At 66.3% G+C, this 21,665-nt stretch carries 17 protein-coding genes and 1 pseudogene; 2 read left to right on the forward strand and 16 right to left on the reverse strand.

What is annotated here, in order from left to right; all coding sequences use genetic code 11:
* Nucleotides 1-40 precede the first annotated feature (40 nt).
* The 6 genes from secF to XCSCFBP4642_RS0113345 form a co-directional block, all read right to left on the reverse strand.
* Nucleotides 41-1,009 carry a protein translocase subunit SecF gene (gene secF, locus XCSCFBP4642_RS0113320; RefSeq protein WP_029220227.1) on the reverse strand — a complete coding sequence of 323 codons (969 nt, stop codon included), beginning with the start codon at nucleotides 1,007-1,009 and terminating at the stop codon, nucleotides 41-43.
* A 124-nt stretch (nucleotides 1,010-1,133) separates the two neighbouring features.
* The gene (gene secD, locus XCSCFBP4642_RS0113325) at nucleotides 1,134-2,978 is read right to left on the reverse strand and encodes a protein translocase subunit SecD (RefSeq protein WP_029220228.1); all 1,845 of its coding nucleotides are present in this window, start codon (nucleotides 2,976-2,978) and stop codon (nucleotides 1,134-1,136) included.
* A 331-nt stretch (nucleotides 2,979-3,309) separates the two neighbouring features.
* A complete protein-coding gene (yajC, locus tag XCSCFBP4642_RS0113330) occupies nucleotides 3,310-3,663 on the reverse strand; it encodes a preprotein translocase subunit YajC (protein ID WP_029220229.1) in 354 nt (117 codons plus the stop codon).
* A gap of 132 nt (nucleotides 3,664-3,795) precedes the next feature.
* Nucleotides 3,796-4,941, reverse strand: a complete 1,146-nt coding sequence (gene tgt, locus XCSCFBP4642_RS0113335; protein ID WP_029220230.1) for a tRNA guanosine(34) transglycosylase Tgt — start codon at nucleotides 4,939-4,941, stop codon at nucleotides 3,796-3,798.
* A 70-nt stretch (nucleotides 4,942-5,011) separates the two neighbouring features.
* A complete protein-coding gene (gene queA, locus XCSCFBP4642_RS0113340) occupies nucleotides 5,012-6,082 on the reverse strand; it encodes a tRNA preQ1(34) S-adenosylmethionine ribosyltransferase-isomerase QueA (protein ID WP_029220231.1) in 1,071 nt (356 codons plus the stop codon).
* 204 nt (nucleotides 6,083-6,286) lie between these two features.
* Entirely contained in the window at nucleotides 6,287-6,718 is a 432-nt protein-coding gene (locus tag XCSCFBP4642_RS0113345) for an Lrp/AsnC family transcriptional regulator (RefSeq protein ID WP_029220232.1), read from the reverse strand.
* Nucleotides 6,719-6,840: 122 nt separating this feature from the next.
* Between XCSCFBP4642_RS0113345 and XCSCFBP4642_RS0113350 the strand changes: the two genes are divergently transcribed.
* Nucleotides 6,841-8,337, forward strand: coding sequence for an aminotransferase class III-fold pyridoxal phosphate-dependent enzyme (locus tag XCSCFBP4642_RS0113350; protein ID WP_029220233.1), 1,497 nt, complete (start codon nucleotides 6,841-6,843; stop codon nucleotides 8,335-8,337).
* Nucleotides 8,338-8,881: 544 nt separating this feature from the next.
* Here XCSCFBP4642_RS0113350 and XCSCFBP4642_RS0113355 read toward each other — a convergent pair.
* The 4 genes and pseudogenes from XCSCFBP4642_RS0113355 to XCSCFBP4642_RS0113370 all read right to left on the reverse strand — a co-directional run.
* Nucleotides 8,882-9,064: pseudogene (locus XCSCFBP4642_RS0113355) on the reverse strand (hypothetical protein); the annotation flags it as partial.
* 40 nt (nucleotides 9,065-9,104) lie between these two features.
* On the reverse strand, nucleotides 9,105-10,484 hold the full coding sequence (locus XCSCFBP4642_RS0113360; RefSeq protein WP_029220235.1) for a purple acid phosphatase family protein: 1,380 nt from the start codon (nucleotides 10,482-10,484) through the stop codon (nucleotides 9,105-9,107).
* A complete protein-coding gene (locus XCSCFBP4642_RS0113365) occupies nucleotides 10,481-11,599 on the reverse strand; it encodes a phytase (protein ID WP_029220236.1) in 1,119 nt (372 codons plus the stop codon). The genes XCSCFBP4642_RS0113360 and XCSCFBP4642_RS0113365 overlap by 4 nt, the downstream gene beginning before the upstream one ends.
* Complete coding sequence (locus XCSCFBP4642_RS0113370; RefSeq protein WP_029220237.1) at nucleotides 11,599-14,160, reverse strand: TonB-dependent receptor; 2,562 nt, start codon at nucleotides 14,158-14,160, stop codon at nucleotides 11,599-11,601. The genes XCSCFBP4642_RS0113365 and XCSCFBP4642_RS0113370 overlap by 1 nt, the downstream gene beginning before the upstream one ends.
* Nucleotides 14,161-14,312: 152 nt before the next feature.
* On the opposite strand from XCSCFBP4642_RS0113370, the gene upp reads away from it, so the two are divergent.
* Nucleotides 14,313-14,945 (forward strand): uracil phosphoribosyltransferase, encoded by a 633-nt coding sequence (gene upp, locus XCSCFBP4642_RS0113375; RefSeq protein ID WP_029220238.1) that lies wholly within the window; start codon nucleotides 14,313-14,315, stop codon nucleotides 14,943-14,945.
* Nucleotides 14,946-15,682: 737 nt separating this feature from the next.
* Here the strand turns inward: upp and XCSCFBP4642_RS0113380 are convergent.
* The 6 genes from XCSCFBP4642_RS0113380 to rsmD form a co-directional block, all read right to left on the reverse strand.
* Nucleotides 15,683-17,434 (reverse strand): glycoside hydrolase family 9 protein, encoded by a 1,752-nt coding sequence (locus XCSCFBP4642_RS0113380; protein ID WP_029220239.1) that lies wholly within the window; start codon nucleotides 17,432-17,434, stop codon nucleotides 15,683-15,685.
* 208 nt (nucleotides 17,435-17,642) lie between these two features.
* Nucleotides 17,643-19,421: a gamma-glutamyltransferase gene (ggt, locus tag XCSCFBP4642_RS0113390; protein ID WP_029220240.1), complete on the reverse strand. Its 1,779-nt coding sequence runs from the start codon at nucleotides 19,419-19,421 to the stop codon at nucleotides 17,643-17,645.
* Nucleotides 19,418-19,702 (reverse strand): YfhL family 4Fe-4S dicluster ferredoxin, encoded by a 285-nt coding sequence (locus tag XCSCFBP4642_RS0113395; RefSeq protein ID WP_029220241.1) that lies wholly within the window; start codon nucleotides 19,700-19,702, stop codon nucleotides 19,418-19,420. The genes ggt and XCSCFBP4642_RS0113395 overlap by 4 nt, the downstream gene beginning before the upstream one ends.
* A 234-nt stretch (nucleotides 19,703-19,936) precedes the next feature.
* Nucleotides 19,937-20,434 (reverse strand): hypothetical protein, encoded by a 498-nt coding sequence (locus XCSCFBP4642_RS0113405; protein WP_029220243.1) that lies wholly within the window; start codon nucleotides 20,432-20,434, stop codon nucleotides 19,937-19,939.
* Nucleotides 20,435-20,482: 48 nt separating this feature from the next.
* A complete protein-coding gene (coaD, locus tag XCSCFBP4642_RS0113410) occupies nucleotides 20,483-20,989 on the reverse strand; it encodes a pantetheine-phosphate adenylyltransferase (protein WP_005990484.1) in 507 nt (168 codons plus the stop codon).
* Nucleotides 20,986-21,609: a 16S rRNA (guanine(966)-N(2))-methyltransferase RsmD gene (gene rsmD, locus XCSCFBP4642_RS0113415; protein ID WP_029220244.1), complete on the reverse strand. Its 624-nt coding sequence runs from the start codon at nucleotides 21,607-21,609 to the stop codon at nucleotides 20,986-20,988. The genes coaD and rsmD overlap by 4 nt, the downstream gene beginning before the upstream one ends.
* Between the last annotated feature and the right edge of the window lie 56 nt (nucleotides 21,610-21,665).

A 21,665-nucleotide genomic window follows, 5' to 3' on the forward strand; every position in this document is an offset into this window, starting at 1 on the left:
CGCAATGCGCGGTTTTTTCGTCACAGCTTTTGCCAACCGATCAAGGACGACGCGCCAGCGCTTCCACGTCCTTGGCCTTGGGCAGCAGATCCTGCTTGGTCACTGCAAACGGCCCGATGCTCAGCATCGGCACGGCCACGATCACCGAGGAGATCACCACGATCACCGCTCCGATCATGTGGGTCTCGGCCAGGCCTTCCATCGACTCGCCGCCGTAGATGTACAACGCCATCGCCGACAGGAAGAACATCACCGCGGTGATCACCGTGCGCGACAGCGTCTGGTTGATCGAACGGTTGAGCACTTCCAGCGGTTCCACGCGCAGCGCGCGGAAGTTTTCGCGCACACGGTCGAACACCACGATGATGTCGTTGATCGCAAAGCCCATCACCGACAGCAGGCCGGCCAGTACGGTCAGGTCGAACTCGCGGCCGGTCAGCGACACGTAGGCCACCGTCACCAGCAGGTCGAACAGCGCGGTCAGGCTGGCAACCACCGCGAACTTCCATTCGAAGCGGAAGGCGATGTAGATCAAAAAGCCCACCAGCATGAACACCGTGGCGTAGACGCCGTTCAGGGCCAGGTCCTTGCCGACCTGCGGGCCGACGAATTCGCCAGGCTGCACAGTGGCCGGATTCTCGTCGCTGGTCACCGCCTTGCGCACATCCTCGGCCACGGTATGCGCGGCATCGTCGCGGTTGTTGTGCTGGCCGTGCGGCTGCAGGCGGATCATGACTTCGTTGCCGCCACGTGCGTTCTGGACCTGGGCGTTTTCAAACCCGGCCTTGGCCAGCTGCTCACGCACCTTGTCCACGTCCACGGTCTTCTGGAACGAGGTCTGCACCAGCGTACCGCCGGTGAACTCCAGCGCGTAATTGAAGCCCCTGCCGACGATGACGCCGATCGAGGCAACAGCGATCACCAGCATCAACACCAGCACCGGCTTGCGCAGGCGCATGAAGTCGATCTTGGTGTCGTTGGGAATCAGGTGAAGCGGAAAAATTTTCATTGAATCCAGCTCTTCATATTTACCCGCACATGGATGTGCGGGCTGTTGCGAGGGACTCGCACTTCTATGTGCGGGCTCTTGCGAGGGACTCGCATTACAGACGGGCTCTTGCGAGAGACTCGCATCAGATGGCGACGGTCTTCAGCTTCTTGCGGCTGCCGTAGATCAGCACCGCCAGCGCACGCGACACGGTGATCGCGGTGAACATCGAGGCGAAAATACCGATCATCATGGTCAGCGCAAAGCCGCGCAGCGGGCCGGTGCCGAAGGCATACAAGGCCACTGCCACGATCAAGCCGGTGAGGTTGGCGTCGAGAATGGTGCCGCCCGCCTTTTCGTAACCGGCCGCGATCGCCGACTTGGCCGGCACGCCCAGCCGCAGCTCTTCGCGGATACGCTCGTTGATCAGCACGTTGGCGTCCACCGACAGACCCACCGACAGGGCAAGGCCAGCAAAGCCCGGAAGCGTCATGGTGGCACCGAACAGCGACATCACCGCTACCACGATCAGCAGGTTGAACAGCAGCGCCACCGAGGTGATCGCGCCGAACACGCGGTAGTAGATGGTGAAGAACACCAGCGTGAACAGGAACGAGTAGATCACCGCGGTAACACCGCGTTGCACGTTCTCCGCGCCCAGGCTCGGGCCGATCACGTATTCCTCGACGAAGTCCATCGGCGCGGCCAGCGAGCCGGACTTCAGCAGCTTGGCCAGGTTCTCGGCCTCGGTTTTCTCCAGGCCGGTGGTTTGGAAGTTCTTGCCGAACACGCCGGCGATGCGGGTCGGCGACAAGGCTTCTTCCTTGACCCGCACGCTGCGCACTTCCTTGCCGTCGACCATGGTCACGGTGGGAATGCGCTCGATATAGACCACCGACATCAGCTTGCCGACGTTGGCGCTGGTGTAGTCGAACATGCGCTGGCCGGCGACGTTGTTGAGCGTCACCGCCACCGCGGGCATGCCGTTCTGGTCGGTGCTGACCGACGCGCTGACCATCTGGTCGCCGGTCACCAATGCGCGCTTGTTGAGCAGCACCGGCGCGCCGGTATCGCGCACGCGGTAGACCTTGGCCTCCGGCGGGATGGTGCCGCTGCGCACGGCATCTTCGGCGTTGCCTTCGACCACGGCGCGGAATTCCAGCGAGGCGGTGGCACCGATCAGGCGCTTGGCTTCGGCGGTATCCTGCACGCCGGGCAGTTCGACCACGATGCGGTCCTCGCCCTGGCGCTGGATGGTCGGCTCGGCCACGCCCAGCGCGTTGACGCGGTTGCGCAAGGTGGTGAGGTTCTGCTCGATGGCGCCACTGGCGATCTGCTTGAGCTCGGCCTCGGGCACCTTGACCGCGATGTTCTGGCCGCTGACGTCGTAGGTCAGGGTCGGCTGCGCCTTGGCCAGCGCCACGCGCGCGGCGTCGGCATCGGCGCCCTCGCCCAGGCTGACCTGGATGCCGTTGTCGGAGCGACGTTCCACCGAACGGTAGGCGATGCGGGCGTCGCGCAAGGTGGTGCGAATATCTTCGGCAAAGCCATCCAGCCGCTTTTCCAGCGCGGCCTTCTGATCGACCTGCATGGCGAAGTGCACACCACCCACCAGGTCCAGACCCAGCACCATCGGCCGGCCGCCCAGCTTGGCCAGCCAGTCCGGCACGGTGGACGCCAGGTTCAGCGCCACCGTGTAGTTCTCGCCCAGCTGCTGACGCAACACGTCGTTGGCGCGGGTCTGCGCCTGCAGCGAAGGCAAGCGCACCATCAGGCTCTCGCCCTCCCTGGTGATCGCCTTGGGCGTGATGCCGGCGCTCTTGAGCTCGCCGTCGATCCGGCTGCGCAATGCGTCGTCGAGCTGCGCACCGCGGCTGGCGGTGATCTGCACGGACGGGTCCTTCTGGTAGACGTTGGGCAGCGCATACAGCGCGCTGACCGCCAGTACCAGCAGGATCAGGAAGTACTTCCAGCGAGGAAATTCGAGCATTGCGACAGTCCCGCGCGGCACCATCCCGGCGCCGCGCCTAGCAGTGAGAACGACTTCAGGCGACCGACACGAGGTCGCCAGCGGCCATCCGGTGGATGCGAGCAGTACACGGAACCACCGCACCCAGTGTGCGATGCGGCTCCTTGCACCGACTGCGCCCGCCTGACGGTGCGCGCAGCAGTGATGTTGCGGATCTTGCGAAGCGAACAATGGTACGGGCAACCGGCCGGTCAAGCGTCGGTGGCGCAGCGATCACGGAGTGTACGAGTGGTTCCTGCCGTTTTCGAGCGCCGGCCGCGCCAGCCCAGCGGTGTGCGCAGTGGCGCGACGCTCAGCTGGCCGACTTCAGCGTGCCCTTGGGCAGTACATGACCCACGGCGCTGCGCTGCACGCGGATACGCACGTTGTCGGCCACTTCCACGGTGATGAAGTTGTCGCCGATATCGGTGATCACGCCCGCCACGCCGCCGGAGGTGATGACTTCATCGCCGCGCGCCAGCTTGTCCAGCAGCGCCTTGTGCTCCTTCTGACGCTTCATCTGCGGGCGGATCATCAAAAAGTACATGACCGCAATCAGGATGATGGGCAGCGCGAAGGTGGACAGGCCGCCCATCGGGCCGCCTGCCGGTGCGCCGCCGGCAGCCTGTGCCTGGGCAGCGGGGATCAGGAAATCGAGCAGATTCATTCAGTGCGTCCTAGTTTGTTGCCAGCGCGCCCACCGGCACACTCGCTATTCAGGTACCGCCAAGGCGGAACAGCCGGGAATTATGCCATGCGGGTTCCACCCCGTCCGCGCCAGGGGCACGGACGGCAGGGCTCAGCTGGTTTCCCCCGGCAACGGCGGCGTGGTGGCGCCGCGTGCCGCATAGAAAGACCGCCGGAACTGCACGAAGGTTCCCGCCGCGATCGCCGCGCGCAGGTCGGCCATCAGTTTTTCGTAGTACCAGAGGTTGTGCAGGGTGCCCAGCATCGGCGCCAGCATTTCGTTGCAGCGGTCCAGGTGGCGCAGATACGCGCGCGTATAACCGCTGCTGCAGGCATGGCAACCGCAGCCGGGTTCGATGGTGTCCAGGTCGCGTTCGTACTTGGCGTTGCGGATGCGCACGGTGCCGAAGGAGGTGAAGTAATGCCCGTTACGCGCATTGCGGGTGGGCATCACGCAGTCGAACATGTCCACGCCTCGCGCCACGCCTTCGACCAGGTCTTCCGGCCGGCCCACGCCCATCAGGTAACGCGGGCGGTCAGCCGGGAGCCGCGGATGCAGGTGTTCCAGCATCGCATTGCGCTCGTGCTCGGGCTCGCCCACGGCCAGCCCGCCGATGGCGTAGCCGTCGAAGCCGATGGCGCGCAGGCCCTCCAGCGAGCGGGTGCGCAGGTCCGGGTGCACCCCGCCCTGCACGATGCCGAACAGCGCCGCATCGTTGCCCAGCCCGTCGTGCGCATCGCGCGAGCGCTGCGCCCAGCGCAGGCTCAGCTCCATCGAGCGCCGCGCCACCTCTTCGGTGGCCGGGTACGGCGTGCACTCGTCGAAGATCATCACGATGTCCGAATCGAGCACCTTCTGGATCTGCATGCTCTCTTCGGGGCCCAGGAACACGCGCGCGCCGTCGGTGGGCGAGGAAAAGGTCACGCCCTGCTCGGTGATCTTGCGGCGATGCGCCAGCGAGAACACCTGAAAACCGCCGGAATCGGTGAGGATCGGCCCATCCCAGCGCGCAAACCCGTGCAGCCCGCCGTGATCGCCGATCACATCCAGGCCCGGGCGCAGATACAGATGGAAGGTGTTGCCCAGGATGATCTCCGCACCCAGCGCGCGGATCTGCTCGGGCAGGATGCCCTTGACCGAGCCATAGGTGCCCACCGGCATGAACGCCGGCGTCTCGACGGTGCCACGCGGAAAGGTCAGACGCCCACGCCGGGCATGGCCATCGGTGGCTTGGAGCTGGAACTGGAGTCGGGACATTGAGAGGCCGGGATTTGGAATTCGGGATTCGGGATTGGCAAAAGCCGAGGAGGCGGCGAACGGGGGGCTGTTACGAATCCCCAATCCCGACTCCCGATTCCCCGCCCCACAACAACATCGCATCGCCGTACGAAAAGAAGCGATAGCGCTGGGCAATGGCGTGGGCGTAGGCGGCGAAGATGCGCTCGCGGCCGGCGAAGGCCGAGACCATCATCAGCAGGGTGCTTTCGGGCAGGTGGAAGTTGGTGACCATCGCGTCGACGCTGCGGATGCGGTAGCCGGGCAGGATGAAGATCTGGGTTTCACCGGCGAACGGCTGCAGTTCGCCCTCGGGCGCGGCGTCGGTGGTGCGCCAGGCGCTTTCCAGCGAGCGTACGACCGTGGTGCCCACCGCGATCACGCGGCCGCCGCGCGCGCGGGTGCGGCGCACCTGCTCCACCAGTGCCGCGCCCACGTTGAGCCATTCGGTGTGCATCACGTGCTGGTCCAGCCTGTCCACACGCACCGGCTGGAAGGTGCCGGCGCCCACATGCAGGGTGACGTGTCCGAACTCCACCCCACGCTCGCGCAGTCGCGCCAGCAGGGCCTCGTCGAAATGCAGGCCGGCGGTGGGCGCGGCGACCGCGCCGACTTCACGGGCGAACACGGTCTGGTAGCGCTCGCGATCCTCCACCCCCGGCTCGCGGCGGATGTATGGCGGCAGCGGCAGGCGGCCGGCCTCGGGCAACCACTGCTGCAACGGCACCGGGATCTCGAACCGCAGCAGGTAGAACTCGCCATCGCGGCCCAGCACCTCGGCCTGGCCGCCGGCATCCAGCGCGATCAGGCTGCCGGCCCTGGGCGACTTGCTGGCGCCGATCTGCACCCGCGCCTCGCGTTCGCCCAGCAGCCGTTCGATCAGGATTTCCACCCGCCCGCCGCTGGCCTTCTGCCCGAACAACCGCGCCGGAATGACCCGGGTGTCGTTGAAGATCAGCAGGTCACCGGGCTGCAGCAGCTCCGGCAGATCGCGCACCTGGCGGTCGCTGAAGGCCGCCGGCTCCGGCGGCACCACCAGCAGGCGGCTGGCCGCCCGCTCGGCCAGCGGCGCCTGGGCGATCAGCTCGTCGGGCAGGTCGTAATGGAAATCGGACTTCTTCAAGGCCGCAGGATTGGTTGGATGAGGAGCCGGGCATTGTAACTGCGGCCGGGAGTGGAGATTCGCGATTTGGGATTCGTAGAAGCGGGCCGGTTGCGTCGGAGACGCTGGGGGCCCGCGGATCCAGCTTCGCGAATCCCCAATCCCGAATTCCCAATCCCCGCCTCACTACCAATCCCCAATCCCGACTGCCCAATCCCGGCTCAATCACCGCTCGAACTTGGTGGACAAAATGATCGAACTGGTTGTGCGCTCCACCCCGTCGATGGCGCCGATGGCGTCGGTGAGCACGTCCATCTCGTTGACGCCGCCCACCACGCCCAGGGCGATCAGGTCGTAGGCGCCGCTGACCGAATGCAGCAGGCGTACCTCGGGAATGTCGCGCAGCGCCTTGACCACCGCCGGCATCTTCTTCGGCAGGACGGTGATCAGGATATGCGCGCGGACGCGGCCCTGGTCGTAGGCGTCGTGGGTGCGCACGGTATAGCCGCTGATCACGCCGTCGCGCTCGAGTTTTTCGATGCGGCTCTGCACGGTGGTGCGCGAGAGGCCGAGCCGGCGCGCGATCTGCGCGGTGGAGGAGCGGGCGTCCTCGCGCAGCAGCGACAACAGACGCTCGTCGGAGGGGGTGACTTTCACTTTATGTCCAGGCATTTCGGCGAATCGACGAAAATAGCGCACATCTCGTCAGAATTCACGCTGCCAAATGCCGATCCCCTGCCGATAATAGAAAGACACCGCCACCTTGCTGGAGATGCGCCATGTCTGTCCTCGCCCCGCTCGCCCCGCTGCGTGCCCATGCCGGCCGCCGCCTGACCGATGGCCTGGACGATGCCGCCATCACACGCCTGGCCGGCAGCCGCCCGGACCTGGCACAGGCCATCGCCGCCGCCGCTGCCGAGTACGCCCAGGTGCGTGACGAGGCCGGCGACCTGTTCGACCTGGACGAAGAGGCGCAGATCGCCGCCGTGCAGGAGGGTTTCATCAATTTCTACGCCGACGATGCGGTCACGCCCTACGTGGCGCTGGCCGCGCGCGGGCCGTGGGTGGTCACGCTCAAGGGCGCGGTGCTGTACGACGCCGGCGGCTACGGCATGCTGGGCTTCGGCCACACCCCTGCAGCAGTCCTGGAGGCCATGGCGCGCCCGCAGGTGATGGCCAACGTGATGACGCCCAGCCTGTCGCAGCGCCGGCTCGACCGTGCCCTGCGCGCCGAGATCGGCCATACCCGTGGCGGCTGCCCGTTCGCGCGCTTCATGTGCCTCAATTCCGGGTCCGAGGCCGTGGGCCTGGCCGCGCGTATCGTCGATACCAACGCCAAGCTGCATACCGACCCGGGTGCGCGCCATGCCGGCGCCAGCATCAAGCGGCTGGTGGTCAAGGGCAGCTTCCACGGCCGCACCGACCGCCCCGGGCTGTATTCCGATTCCAGCCGCAAGACCTATACCAAGTACCTGGCCAGCTATCGCGACGAGGATTCGGTGATCGCCATCGCCCCGTACGATGTGGCCGCCCTGCAGCGCGCCTTCGACGAGGCCGCGCGCCATCACTGGTTCATCGAAGCGGTCTTCCTGGAGCCGGTGATGGGCGAAGGCGACCCTGGCCGTGCGCTGCCGGCCGAGTTCTATGCCGCCGCGCGGGCACTGACCCGCACCCATGGCAGCCTGTTGCTGGTGGACTCCATCCAGGCCGGGTTGCGCGCGCACGGCGTGCTGTCGGTCGCGGACTACCCCGGCTTCGAACAGCTCGACCCACCGGACCTGGAAACCTATTCCAAGGCGCTCAACGCGGCGCAATATCCGCTGTCGGTCTTGGCCGTCACCGAGCATGCCGCGCAGGTGTACCGCAAGGGCACCTACGGCAACACCATGACCACCAACCCGCGTGCGCTCGATGTGGCCTGCGCCACCCTGGCGTTGTTCACCCCCGAGGTGCGCACCAACATCCGCGTGCGCGGCGCGCAGGCGATCGCCAAGCTGGAAGCGCTGCGCACCGAACTGGGCGGGCTGATCACCAAGGTGCAGGGCACCGGCTTGCTGTTCTCCTGCGAGCTGGCCCCACAGTTCAAATGCTACGGCGCCGGCTCCACCGAAGAGTGGCTGCGCAAGCGCGGCGTCAACGTGATCCACGGCGGCGAAAATTCGCTGCGCTTCACCCCGCACTTTGCGATGGACGAAGACGAGCTGGACCTGCTGGTCGGCCTGATCGCGCGCGCCCTGAAGGAAGGCCCGCGCCAGGCACAGGCCGAGGCGGCCTGAGGCGTCACTCACGCCTCGGCTGCCTGAGTGCAGTCGAGGCGTTTGCCCGCCGCGCGTCAGTGCAGCGCGGCGCGCGGCGACGCGGCCCGAGCACAGGCCAAGCCGTTGGGAGTATGCAGAACGCCAAGGTCACTGAGCTCAGTGTGGTCCTGCAACATCAAGCAGCAAAGCGACGCTGAAACGGCTCGATCAGGTAAGCCTGCATGCATCGCAGCTGGCCTGCATGCACCTGGCAGCACCGATCCGGCCCGGCGAGCAGCGTCGATCAAGGCTCGCTGGCCCGCCCTACTGGGATGCTCGCCTGGCGCCACCACCACTGCGCCTGTCTACACCGCTTACCTGCCACACGAACACCAACGCGCGAGCACGCCGCCCTGCCCTGCATGCCGCAGGCACGTGACTGCGGGCAGCGGCGCTGGCTGGCTGGCAACGACGCTGCCGGCCGGCCGAAACGTCCGGCCGGCTCGGCGAACCGTGTCCGCATCCTCGCTGGCCGATCAGATCGGAATAGCGCTCAACTTGCGCCGCAGGTAGTTGGTCATCGCACGATCGGGATCTGCCGGTGGTCTTCCAGCGTCTCGGGTGCATGCAGCTCGAAGAGATGCTCGGTGAAGGCATGCCAGAACAGGTGGCCGGCCTCGGAACCCACCACGGCATTGCCGATCTTGAAATCCTCGGTGCCTGGCGCGCCCTCTTCCACCGGCAATACGCAGTGCTGCGATTGCACGGCGCCTGTCATCGCCGTGCCTTCGCCGTGCCATCAGGCCTTACTCCCAACAGCGATCCGCACGCCCCTTGAGCGTGGCATTGCGCGGACAATCGCGTGGCGCGATGCGCCCCTGTTCGTGTTCGATCAGTCGCTTGGTTCCACTGGCATCGCGCTGGAGTTCGAAGGCGTCGTACAGCCGGCCGGTGGCGGTTCGCGATTCGTAGCCCAGGTGCTGGTTGTCGATGCGCAGTACCTGATACAGCTGGGTGTCTTCGCCCACCGGACGCATGGTCTTGCGTGCCATGTCCGAGAGCCGGTATTGCTTGGGCCCGGCGACCGACACCACGAACACCGGCGTGGCCTGCCCGGCCTGGTCGCCGCGCCGGCCGTAGGTGTGGTCGTGCCCTTGCAGCACCAGATCCACCTGGTGGCGACGGATCACCGGCAACACCTGCTCCACCAGCTTTTCGTTCTCGCGATCGGCGCGCGGCGAAAAGAATGGCTGGTGGATCAGCACGATCGACCACGGGTGCGGATTGTTGGCGAGAACCTTGTCCAGCCATTGCGCCTGCGCCGGGCCGGTGCCCAGGTCCAGCGCCGAGGTGCCGTCCAGCACGGCAATGCGCACGCCCTGGTAGTCGAACCAATAACTGGTGCGCGCGGTGGCCGACGGCCCATTGCGCGGCAGTGCGAACGTCACCGGCCAATGGCTGCCCAGGATGCGGGTGGCCTGCGGAGTGTCTTCGCCTTCTTCGTGGTACTCGTGATTGCCCGGTGCCGGCGCCACTGCGGTGCCTTCCAGCAGCCAGCGCCCGGCTTCGAACCACTCCGCCCATTCGTTGTCGTCCTGGCCGTCCTTGCCGCTGACCAGATCCCCCGCAAACAGCGCAAGACGCGCATCCGGCGCCGAGCGCCAGGCCTGGCGGATCACCCGCGAGACCAGGCTCAGATTCTTGTTCTGGGTGTCGCCGAAATACAGCAGCGTCAGTGGTGTCTGCGGCGTGGCGGCGGTGCGAAAGTGATTCCATGCGCCCCAGGTGTCGTGCCCCTGCACGCGGTAGGCGTACAAGGTGTCGGGCTGCAAGCCGTCGATATCGGCACGATGGTGATGCGAGCTGCCGTTTTCGCTGCTCAGCGTGGCGGTGCTGGCGCGGATGCGCCGCGGCGTACCAACGTCGGGCGAATCGCCGGCGATCACCAGTTCCAGCCACGGCTGATCGACGCTGGTATCGGTGCGCCAGGCCACCGCGAAACCGGTGGCCGCGTCCTGTGCGGGCGTGGCGACGATCCGGTCCGGGAAACCATCGGCCACATAATGGGTGGAACCGGCTGGCACCTGGGTATTGGGTTCGGCGGTGCGCTCGGCGGCCAGTGCCGGGGCAACGGTCAGTGCACATGCGCAGAGTGCGGCATACAGCGCGGTGCGGACTGCGGTCACCGCGCGCACTCCTTCAGGCGCAGGGTGCGTGCGATGTCGCGCCAATCGAACGCGGCTACCGCCTGGTCGTCGTGCAGCGCATAGAACACGCCACCGGGGAAGCGCGCATCGCCGCGCTGATCCAGCCACACCCCATCGGTATTGGCGGTCACACGGCCGGCGAAGGCGCCCACATGCGCCAGCGTCTTGCGATCGAACACCTGGAACACACTGCGGTCCTTGAACTGGTCTGTGGCGATCCAGTAGCCGCTGCCGTCAGCGCATTGCAGCAGGGTCAAGCCTTCGGCCTGCGCCTTGAACAGCCCGGCGCCGACGTCGCGCCCGCGGTAGCGCCCGTCCATGCCGTACTCGCGCAACTGCGTGCCCACCGCTACATCTTCTTCGGCAATCAGCAGCCGCGCATTGGCCTCATCGCCGAATACCGACTCGGCGATGCGCACCGCACCTGCTGCGCTGGTGTCGCCAAAACTCTGCGTCAGCCGTGCCTGCCAGCCCTGCCCTGCCGCATTCAACTGATAACGACGGAAGCGCTGGCCCAGCTCGGCCAGCGGCGGCGGCTGGTCCTTGTTGGCCGGCGACATGTAGTTGTCGCTGACCACCACTTCGTAGCCGCCATCATGCTTGCGCACCCAGAGTCCATAAGGTTCGCGCAGGTCGCCCTGGCCGAACACGGTCAGCGGCCTGAAATCCGGCAGCGAGAACACCTGCACGCGGCGGTTGTCGCGCTCCACCACGAACAGCAGGTCATCCACCACCGAAATCCCGTTGGGGCGATCCAGCTTGCCCAGTGCCTTGCCCTTGCCGCCCACCACCCGCAGGCGCTTGCCGCTGTCACCATCAAATACCACCAGTGCGTGCGTGGCCTTGGCGGTGGCGATCACCCAGCGGCTACCATCGGGCGCTGCCCAACTGGCTGGTGAATCCAGGTTATCCGAGGGCGTCAGCGCGGTGATGAAGGCTTCCGGCACCACTTCATGCGCCACCTTCGCCTCGCTGAGGGTGGGGTCGGTGAGCAGCGCTTCGTCGGCTTCGCGGTCGACCGGCTTGGTTGCACACCCTGCCAACAGCAAGGCGCTCGCAAGCAACGTGGAGTGAAGCATTACGCCCGTACGCATCACAGCGCCACCTTCAGGCCCAGCGCATAGGTGCGGCCGTATTCCTCGTTCTGCAGCGTGCGCGAAGGCACGCCCTGGTACAGCTCCAGCGGCTCGTCCAGCAGATTCTGCGCTTCCAGGTACAGGCTGATGTGGCGGTTGAACTGGTAATTCATGCTGAAGTCCATCTGGGTATGTGGGGCGACATAGATATCGTAGGCGCGGCTCTGGCCGATGGTGTCCAGGTACTCGCTGCGATACACCGCTGCCACGCGCGCACTGAAACCGTACTTCTCATAGCCCAGATGGCCGCTGTAGATGCGCTTGGACGAACGCGGCAGCATGAAGTCATCGCCGGCGCGATTGCCCAGGCCCGGGTCGAAGTCGCTGTCCAGCGCAGTGGCACTGGCGCCGACCAGAAACCCGTTCCAGCCTTCAGGCAGGAAATCCAGCGTCTGCTGCCAGTTGAATTCGGCACCGCGCACCTTGGCAGTGTCGCCGTTGATCGAGCGCGTGACCTGAAGCCCGGGAAATTCCGCGTCGTTGGTGTTGAGCGTCTGCACGATGTAGTCGTCGATCGACTTGTGGAATACACCCAGCGAGATCAGGCCGGTGCTGCCGATGTATTTTTCGAACGACAGGTCCAGATTCTGCGAACGGTACGGATTGAGATCGGGGTTACCGATGCTTACCTCCGCATCGCCACGGTTGATGCTGACGCGCGGCGACACATCGCCGAACGACGGGCGCGACAGCGTCTTGTTCGCCGCAAAGCGCAGCACCCAGTCGTTGCCACTGTCGTAGCGCAGATGCAGGCCGGGCAGCACATTGGTGTAACTGCTGGAGGCCTCGCGCGGGGTCACCGTGGCGCTACGGCCGTTCGGCGCCACATCCACCTGGTTGCCGGTGGCGTTGAACTGGGTGTTTTCCACGCGTACGCCGGCAATCAAGCGCAGCGCGCCGATATCCCAGGTGCCCATCGCGTAGGTCGCGAAGACATCTTCATTGGCTTTGTAATCGTCTTGCAGCGAGGTCTGCAGATTGCTGCCCACATCCTGCGGGCGTGCGCTGTACAGATTGCCGGAGGTCTTCCAGTAACCGCGCATGCCGTCCGAGCCGATGCTTTCGCCCAGCGTACCGCCACGGTGCTCCGGCGCAGCAGTGGTCCAGCTGTTCAGATCGATCGCCGGGCCACTACGCAGCTCGTTTTCGTCCACGTTGACGTCGCGCTCGCGCCAGCGGCCAAGCACGCCCATCTTGACGCTGGAATGCTCGCCATCGAAGCGAACGTTGACCTGCGCGCTACGCTCGCTGTCGTCCACCTGCTTGGGCGCCACCACGAAGCGATCGAACACGAAGTCCTGGTTGCTCTGCCAGCCGTTATCGGAGAACCCCAGGCGTGGAATGCCGCTGCGCTGGTCCACCGTGGCTGCCAGGTCATCGCCGTCGTAGTCGAAGTAGGCCTCCTTCTCGTCGTTCACGCGCTCGGTGGTCTTGGTGTAGCCCACCTTGTAATCGATGGTGGCACTGCTCAGGCGGTTCTCGCCGCCGAAACTGATCGCGGTGTTGTCTTCCTTCTTGGTGCGGTAGCGCACCCGCTTGGAGATGCTGTCGGCCGGCAGGTCGGACACGTTATAGGTACCATCGCCGTTGGCACTGACCTCACCGTTGCCCAGGCCGAAGATGGTGCGCTGGCGCGTTTCGGCATCGTCGAAACGGCTATACAGCGAGCGCAGGTAGTAGCGGTTGTCGGCATCCGGGCGCCAGTCCAGATTGAGGTTGGCACCCATGCGGGTGCGCTCGATAAAGTATTTGCGGCGCTGCACTTCGCTGGCGAACAGGTCATCGGCCGCGCCGCCGGCGAACGTGTCGTAGGCCACTTCGGTATTGTCCGATTCGAACTCGCGGTCCTGGTAGTTCACACCCACCGCCACACCGAAGGTGCCGTTATAGATGTCGCTGTAATTGAACGCGCCCTTGGGGCTGGTCTTGCCGGACAGCGACTGGTGGCTGCCTTCGATCGAACCGCGCAGGGTGCGCCCGTCGCGGTCGAATGCAGAGGTGGATTCCACCTGGATCGCGCCGCCGATCGAATCGCCCGGCATGTCCGGGGTCGGCGACTTCACCACCTTCAGCCGCTCGGTGGAATCTGAAGGAATCACGTCAAGGGGCGTGGAGCGCGTACCATCTTCGGGCGTGCCCATGTTCATGCCATCGATGGTGACACTGTTGAGCGAGGAGTCCAGGCCGCGGATCACCACGAAGCGACCTTCGCCCTGATCGCGGGTGACGCTGACACCAGGCAAGCGCTGCAACGATTCTGCGACATTCTTGTCGGGGTAACGGCCCATCGCATCGGAGGCGACCGCATCCTGGATGGCATCGGACGCGCGTTTCAGATCCACGGCGCGCTCCTGCGCTTCCAGCTGCGGGCGCACTTCCAGGCGCTCCAGATCGATGGCAGCCGCGCTGCTGGCAGCGCCGGACGGGGCAGCAACCTCTGCCGCGCGTGCCTGCTGGTTCCAGCCGGCGGTGGCCAGCGTCAGCGTGATCGCCAGGCAGAGCGGAGTCTTGTTCACCACGAGTGCGTCCCAAATCGGTTAAGAATGGGTGTGCACACTATGTCAGCGACGTTTCACCGACATGACAAGTGCAGGCGCGATCACATGTCATGTGTGGCAGCGCGAGACGTCGCTACGGCACACTGTGCGTCTCTCCCGCGTTGTCGCCGCCCATGAAAATCGTCGAAGTTCGCCATCCCCTCGTTCAGCACAAGATCGGCCTGCTGCGCGATGCCGCCTTGAGTACGAAGGGTTTTCGCGAATTGGTCACCGAGCTGGGCACGTTGCTGGCCTACGAGGCCACGGCGAATCTGGACACCGAAACGCATGTGCAGCAGGGCTGGGCCGGGCCGGTGAACGTGCAGCGCATCGCCGGCGCCAAGATCACCCTGGTGCCGATCCTGCGCGCCGGTCTTGGCATGCTGCCCGGCGTGCTGGCGCTGATCCCGGCCGCCCGCGTCAGCGTGGTGGGCCTGCAGCGCGACGAAGAAACCCTGCAACCGGTGCCCTACTTCGAGCGCCTCACCGGCCGCCTGGAGGAACGCGACGCCTTGATCCTGGACCCGATGCTGGCCACTGGCGGCACCCTGATCGCGACCATCGACATGCTCAAGCGCGCCGGTGCGCGCCGCATCAAGGGCATCTTCCTGGTCGCCGCACCCGAGGGACTGAAGGCGTTGGAGGCCGTGCATCCGGACGTGGAGGTGTACACCGCGGCCATCGACGACCATCTCAACGAAAAGGGCTACATCCTGCCCGGCCTGGGCGATGCAGGCGACCGCATCTTCGGCACGCGGGTGGAATAGGCCCTGCCCGCCGGCCGGCAGTGCGTGGATGTGCGGCGTGTTGAGAAATGATTGGCGCGGTGCGCTGCCCCCATCCGCTCTTCGGGCACCTTCCCCCGCAGGCAGGGGAAGGGAGGCGTTGGCGCAGCGCTGGCGGCCCATTGCCTTCTCCCGTGGGCGGGAGAAGGTGGCGCGCAGCGCCGGATGAGGGGCGGTTGACGCCGTGCGGGCCATACCTGCGGGAACGTCGCGAGACTGCTGCCCCCATCCGCCCTTCGGGCACCTTCCCCCGCAGGCAGGGGAAGGGAGGCGTTGGCGCAGCGCTGGCGGCCCACTGCCTAGGAGAAGGTGGCGCGCAGCGCCGGATGAGGGGCGGTTGGCGCCGTGCGGGCCATACCTGCGGGAACGTCGCGAGACTGCTGCCCCCATCCGCCCTTCGGGCATTTTCCCCTGCCGGCGGGGGAAGCAAGGGTGGTCACAGGCGGGGGAAGCAACTGCCATCACAAGTGGGATGAGGCACTGCTGATCCAGGCGGGACGCGGCATGCTTTATAAGCCAGGTTGAGCCGCCAATCCCAACACCCGCCGTCCGGCAAGCCCCCTGAGAGGAGTTGGGGTGAGGGCAGCGCACTCGCGCGTGGCGCTCGTACGCACGCCTACGTTTCCGCAGTCAACCGGCCCCTCTCGGCCGCTCACCGCGCGACATGCCGTTCCCAAGCTGGCCCCCGTCACGTCCGTCCAATACGCCTTGCCCTGCTCTCAGCGCGTCAAGGCCTCAATCGCCGCGCTCACATACACCAACGGCGCGTTCCAGTTGATCGCCACTTCGTTGGTCGCGTAGCTGCAGGTATCGTCCAGGTACGACAGCGCCGGCAGCTTGGAGGGGTAGCTCGCCTTGCAGTCCTTGGCATCCTGCTGGCCCGGCTGCGGGCCGCCCGCCAACCAGCCAGGCACAGGCGCAGCGATGCCATCGGCCTCCGAGGGGCGGTGGTGGATATGCATCGGTGTGCGCTGCCCCACCCCGGTGACGAACGACAGCCTCAACGGATTGCGCCCCAGGATGTAGTCCAGTTGCGACTGCGCGGCATCCAGGTAACGGCGCTGCTGCGTCACACGATAGCCCTGCACCAGCAGCATCGCCTGATTGAGAACGACCGCATTGCTGCCCCAGACGAAATCGGTATCGGTCATCGCCAACCGCCACGGCGATGCCTGCCACTGGTCGGCCAGGCGCTGCGCAAGACCAGTGACCTCCCGGGTGATGCGTGCACGGTCCGCATGCGGCGTGAGCGTGTCGCGATGCGCGGCCAGCGACATCCAGGCCAGCCCGCCCACATTGCTCCAGCCCGGCACGCTGGCCGGCACATTGCGCGCCAGCATGGCGTCGTAGAACCCATCCTCGTCGGTGGTGACATACAGCTCTGCCGCCGCCCAGGCGAACTCGTCGGCCACCTGTGCATCGTCGTAACCGCCGGTGCGCACATCGTCGGGCTGGCGATAGATGACGTCCGGATGCTGTTGCGCCCAGGCCCACGCCGCCCGCGATGCCTTCAACATGCGTGCCGACACACCGGGGTACTGTTTTTCGAACGGCGCATACACGCGGCTGGCGGCCGCCATCACCGCCGCGAAATCCAGCGTGGCCGCAGTGGTCTTCATCACCACGTAGCGTTGCTGCCTGGCCTGCTCCGGCATCACCAACCCATCGAACTGCTTATCGGTGAGCTTGTGGTACACGCCACCATCGGCCGGGTCCTGCATGGCCAGCATCCATTCCAGGTTCCACCAGGTTTCCTGCAGGATGCCGGGCACGCCGGGCGCGTCGTTGGGGATGGTCAGGGCCTGTGCCTTGAACAGTGCCGGGTAGTGCTCGTAGGCCGCCAGCAAGGTGTAGGTGCTGATGCCGGAATTGACGATGTACTTGTTGTAATCGCCGGCGTCGTACCAGCCCTTGGGCGCGCTGATCACGCTGTCGGCCGGACGCGTGGCAGACGCGGCAGACGGATGGATGCGCACATCGGTGTCCGGATGCCCGGCCGCGCGCGCATAGCGCCCGGCGAACTGCGCCGGCAACGCAGTGCTGCCGCGGTTGAAATAAAACGCCTTGAGCGAGGCATCGACGACCGGCCGATACGCGCCCGCATCGATCGCGAATGCATCGGAAGCCGGCACCCCATCGATCTTCAACCGGTAGGTTCCCGGTGCACGCACGCTGGAGAAATCCGCCACCCGCGCCTGCTGGCCCGCCGCCGTCCATCGCGCCGCCGGTTGCAGTTTGCCCTGCAGCACCTGACGGCCCTGCGCATCTTCCAGCGTGAAACGGTCCATGCCCGGGGCCGCATCCTGCGGCAACCCGACCACCGCCAGCTTGGCCGAGCCGGGCAGATAGCCGAGTTGATTCAGGTGGATGGCGACGCCGGATGCCGCCGGGCCATTGGCCGTATCGGCCGCGCAGGCGACGATGGGCGATGCGATCACCATGCCGGTGAGCAGAGTCTTGAAGAGTGTCATGCGGCGATGGTCGCCGCATTGGCGACGGGCGACAAGTCCAATGCCGGCATAGCCGATGCGTGGATCTGCATCGTTGACGGGCGCATGCGCAGCAGCGGCGGCGCTGGCGAGCCGGCTCCCCAGCGGTAACGCCTTGGTTCCGCCCCAACAAAGAACGCCTGCCTCCGATGCCGGGAAACAGGCGCCATCATTCACACAGGCTTGGCCCTCAACGCGCCGCGTTGTCCAGTTGCACGCCCGCCTTGCCCACCGGATTACGTGGGTCGCTGCCGCCACTGAGCACGTTGCTGCGCTTGTCCCATTCCACCGTCTGCAGGTTGCCCCACACGTGGCTGGAACCGCGCCCACCTTCGGCGGTATCGCCGGGCTGTTTCAGCGCGTGCCCCATCGCCTCCAGGCCCTTGGCGGTTTGCGCAGAGAACGCGTCGGTTTCGGCGTCGATGACGTCCGGCAACCACTGGTGGTGGTAGCGCGGCAGTGCGCTGACCGCCTGCGCATCCAGCCCGGCGTCGTAGCCCAGGATGCCGAGCAGCACCATGGTGATGATGCGGCTGCCGCCCGGCGTGCCCAGCACGATCGTCTTGTCGGCCGACTCCATGAAGGTAGGCGTCATCGAGCTGAGCATGCGCTTGCCCGGCTTGGGAGCATTGGCGTCGTAGCCCATCACGCCAAAGGCATTGGGCGTGCCGGGCTTGAGCGCGAAATCGTCCATCTCGTCGTTGAGCAGTACGCCGGTGCCCTTGGGAATCAGGCCCGAGCCGTACAGCAGGTTCACCGTCTGGGTGCCGCCGACACGGTTGCCCTCGCCATCGATGATGGAGAAGTGCGTGGTCTCGTCGTCTTCCAGCGGCGTGGGATTGCCCGACAACAGATCGCTGGGCGTGGCCTTGTCCGGGTTGATGGTGGCACGCAGGCCTTGCGCATAATCCTTGCTGGTCAGTACGCGCTGCGGCACGTCGACAAAATCCGGATCGCCCAGGAAGAAGGTGCGGTCGCGGTAGGCACGGCGCATCGACTCCACCACCAGGTGGGTGCGGTGCACGTCATCGAGTTTGTTCAGGTCCCAGCCCTCCAGAATCTGCAGCATCGCCGCCAGCGCAATGCCGCCGGAGGACGGCGGCGGCGCAGTGGTGATCTTCCAGCCGCGATAATCGAACTGGATCGGCGTGCGCTGCTTCACCGTGTAACCGGCCAGTTCTGCGGCGGTCCAGTGGCCGCCGGCCTGCTTGACGCCGGCGATCAGCTTCCTGGCGGTCTCGCCCTTGTAGAACCCATCGAAGCCCTTGTCGCCGAGCAGCGTCAAGGTGTGCGCCAGCTCGGGCTGCTTGAAGAGATCGCCTTCGGCAATGGGTTTTCCGCCGCGCAAGTACACCTCGCGCGTGCCGGGGTAGCGCTCCATCACCTCGCGCCGCGAGGCGTAGCCCTTGGCCATGCGCGCATACACCGGAAAGCCCTGGGTGGCGATGCGGATCGACGGCGCCAGCGATTGCTTGAGCGGCAGCCGGCCATGCCTGGCGGCCAGCTCCACCAGCGCCGCCGGCAGGCCGGGAATGCCGGCCGACCATGGACCGTTGACCGAGCGGTCGCGATCCAGTTCGCCCTGCTTGTCGAGGAATTTGTCCGGCGTAGCCGATTCGGGCGCGTATTCGCGCGCGTCCAGCATCACGTCCTTGCCGGTCTTGGCGTCGTGCAGCAGGAAGAACCCGCCGCCGCCCAGGCCCGAGCTGATCGGCTCGACCACCGCCAGGGTGGACGACACCGCAATGGCCGCATCGAAGGCGTTGCCGCCCTCGCGCAGGATCTGCAGGCCGGCGTCGGTGGCCAGGGCATGGCCGCTGGCCACGGCGGCGCCGGGTGGATGCGCGGCGACCGCCGCGGGCGCGCCGGCGGCAGGCTTGGTGCCATCGACGGACCAGGCGGGCGGTGCCAGCACGAACGCCAGCAACAGCAGGCCGCGTGTCGAAAAATGTCGGAAGAAAGTGCTCACGGGGCGGGAGGCTCCTGTTCGTACAATTCAGGGTGATCGCGCTGCAGCTGCATCAGCTTGGCCAGCAATTGATCGTGGGTTTCCGGGATGTCCGGATCCGGGTCGATGCACTCGACCGGGCACACCACCACGCACTGCGCTTCGTCGAAATGGCCCACGCACTCGGTGCAACGCGCCGGGTCGATCACGTAGATGGTTTCGCCCATCGAGATCGCCTGATTCGGGCAGGCCGGCTCGCAGACATCGCAGTTGACGCAGAGCTCGTTGATTTTCAGCGACATATCGACCCCACCATGCGATGCGAGGCAGCGCGATTCAACTGCAGGCGCTGGAACGCAACGTACTGCTGCAGGCAGGCGCACGCGGCGCAGACGATCAGCAAATGGACAGCGCCTGGGGCGCTGTCGGATACCGGCCTGACACGGCCAGCGTCGGCGATGTGCGAAGTCAGCATGCTGCTGGCTCCGCACACGGCGGCCGGCTGCGCCCTCCCGCGCATCCGGCGTGGTACGGCATTACTTGGCTTCAACGAAGGTGTATTCCGCGCCCTTGGGCTGGACGATGGTCTGCACGCGCGCATTCTCGGCGGCGTCGCCAATGAACAGCACGCGCACACCCTTCATCGAATCCGGCTGCACGTCCTTGAACGCGGCTTCGATCAGGTCGGCCATCTTGGTGGAGGCCGAGGAACCGAAGGCCAGCATGTTGCCCGGCTGCACGCCACGGGCGAGTGCGGTCTTGACGCTTTCCAGCTGACGCTCGTAGCTGCCGGCGAATTCGGCATCGGACTCCGGCGGCAAGTAGTACAGGAACGGGCTGTTGGTGGTGGCGCCCAGGTTCTGGCCGACCACTTCCTGCAGATACTTCTTCCAGCCAGCGTTGTCGTCCTTGGCCGGCGCCTTCAGCGGCGCGGGAGCCGCAGCGGCGGTCGGAGCCGGCTCTTCCTTCTTGCAGGCGGTGACCGCCAGCGCGGCGATCGAAGCGAGCGCCAGAGCGCGCATGGTGTGTTTCATGAAACTCCTCCCTTTGAACTGCGTGTGGTGATGTAACGAAAAATCGGATCAGGCCTGGGCGCGGGATTCGCGCACCTGGCGCAGCGCCTCGACCACCGAGGCCGGAACGAAGCCGGAGACATCGCCGCCCAGCCGCGCGATTTCGCGCACCAGCGACGACGAAATGAAGCTGTATTGCTCGGCCGGGGTGAGAAACAGGGTTTCCACCTCCGGGATCAGATGGCGGTTCATGCTGGCCATCTGGAATTCGTATTCGAAGTCGGACACCGCGCGCAGGCCGCGCAGCAGCACCCCGGCATTCATGTCGCGCACGAAGTGCGCCAGCAGCGTATCGAAGCCGCGCACTTCCACGTTGGTGTGCGCCGCCAGGGCTTCCTGCGCCAGCGCAACGCGTTTTTCCAGCGGCAATGCCGGGCCTTTGGACGGGCTGTAGGCCACGCCCACCACCACGCGCTCGAACAACGGCGCGGCGCGGTTCACCAGGTCGATATGGCCATTGGTGATCGGGTCGAAGGTACCGGGATAGACGGCGGTGCGGCTGTTGGCCACGCTCATACGGAAACTACCGGGGTTGGATCGCCGTTCAGTGTAGCAGCGGCCCGACGGTACAGCGCATAGCGCACCTGCCGGGTGCCGCCCTCGCGGTGCAGGTACCAGCCGGCCGGCAGCTGGGGCACCGCTTCGGCCGGCGCTTCAAGGTAGAGCCAGGCCTCGGCGGCCAGATGCGTGGGCAGGCGTTCGAGCACGCCGGCCCACAGGCCGTCCGCGAACGGCGGGTCGACGAACACGATATCAGCCGCGGCCGCAGGCGCGCGTTCCAGCCAGCGCAGCGCGTCCTCCTGCAGCACCCGCACCTGCCCGGCCGCGCCCAGCCGGACCACGTGCTCGCGCAGGCGCTGCGCCAGCCCGGGGTCGCGCTCGATCAGGGTGGCATGCGCCGCGCCGCGCGAGACCGACTCCAGGCCCAGCGCGCCGGAGCCGGCGAACAGGTCCAGCACGCGCGCACCGGGCAGGCGCGGCATCAGCCAGTTGAACACCGTCTCGCGGACGCGGTCGCTGCTTGGGCGCAGGCCGGGCGCGTCGGGCACCGCCAGCCGCGTATTGCGCCAGCGCCCGCCCACGATGCGCACCTGTCCCTCCGCGCCACGCGGCGCCGGCCGTGCCGGGCGGCTCATCGCGGCCTGCCGTTGACGGGCCGGCGGAGGTCGAACAGGACAGGAACGCGTGGTGG

Source organism: Xanthomonas cassavae CFBP 4642 (assembly GCF_000454545.1).
Classification (GTDB): Bacteria; Pseudomonadota; Gammaproteobacteria; order Xanthomonadales; family Xanthomonadaceae; genus Xanthomonas; species Xanthomonas cassavae.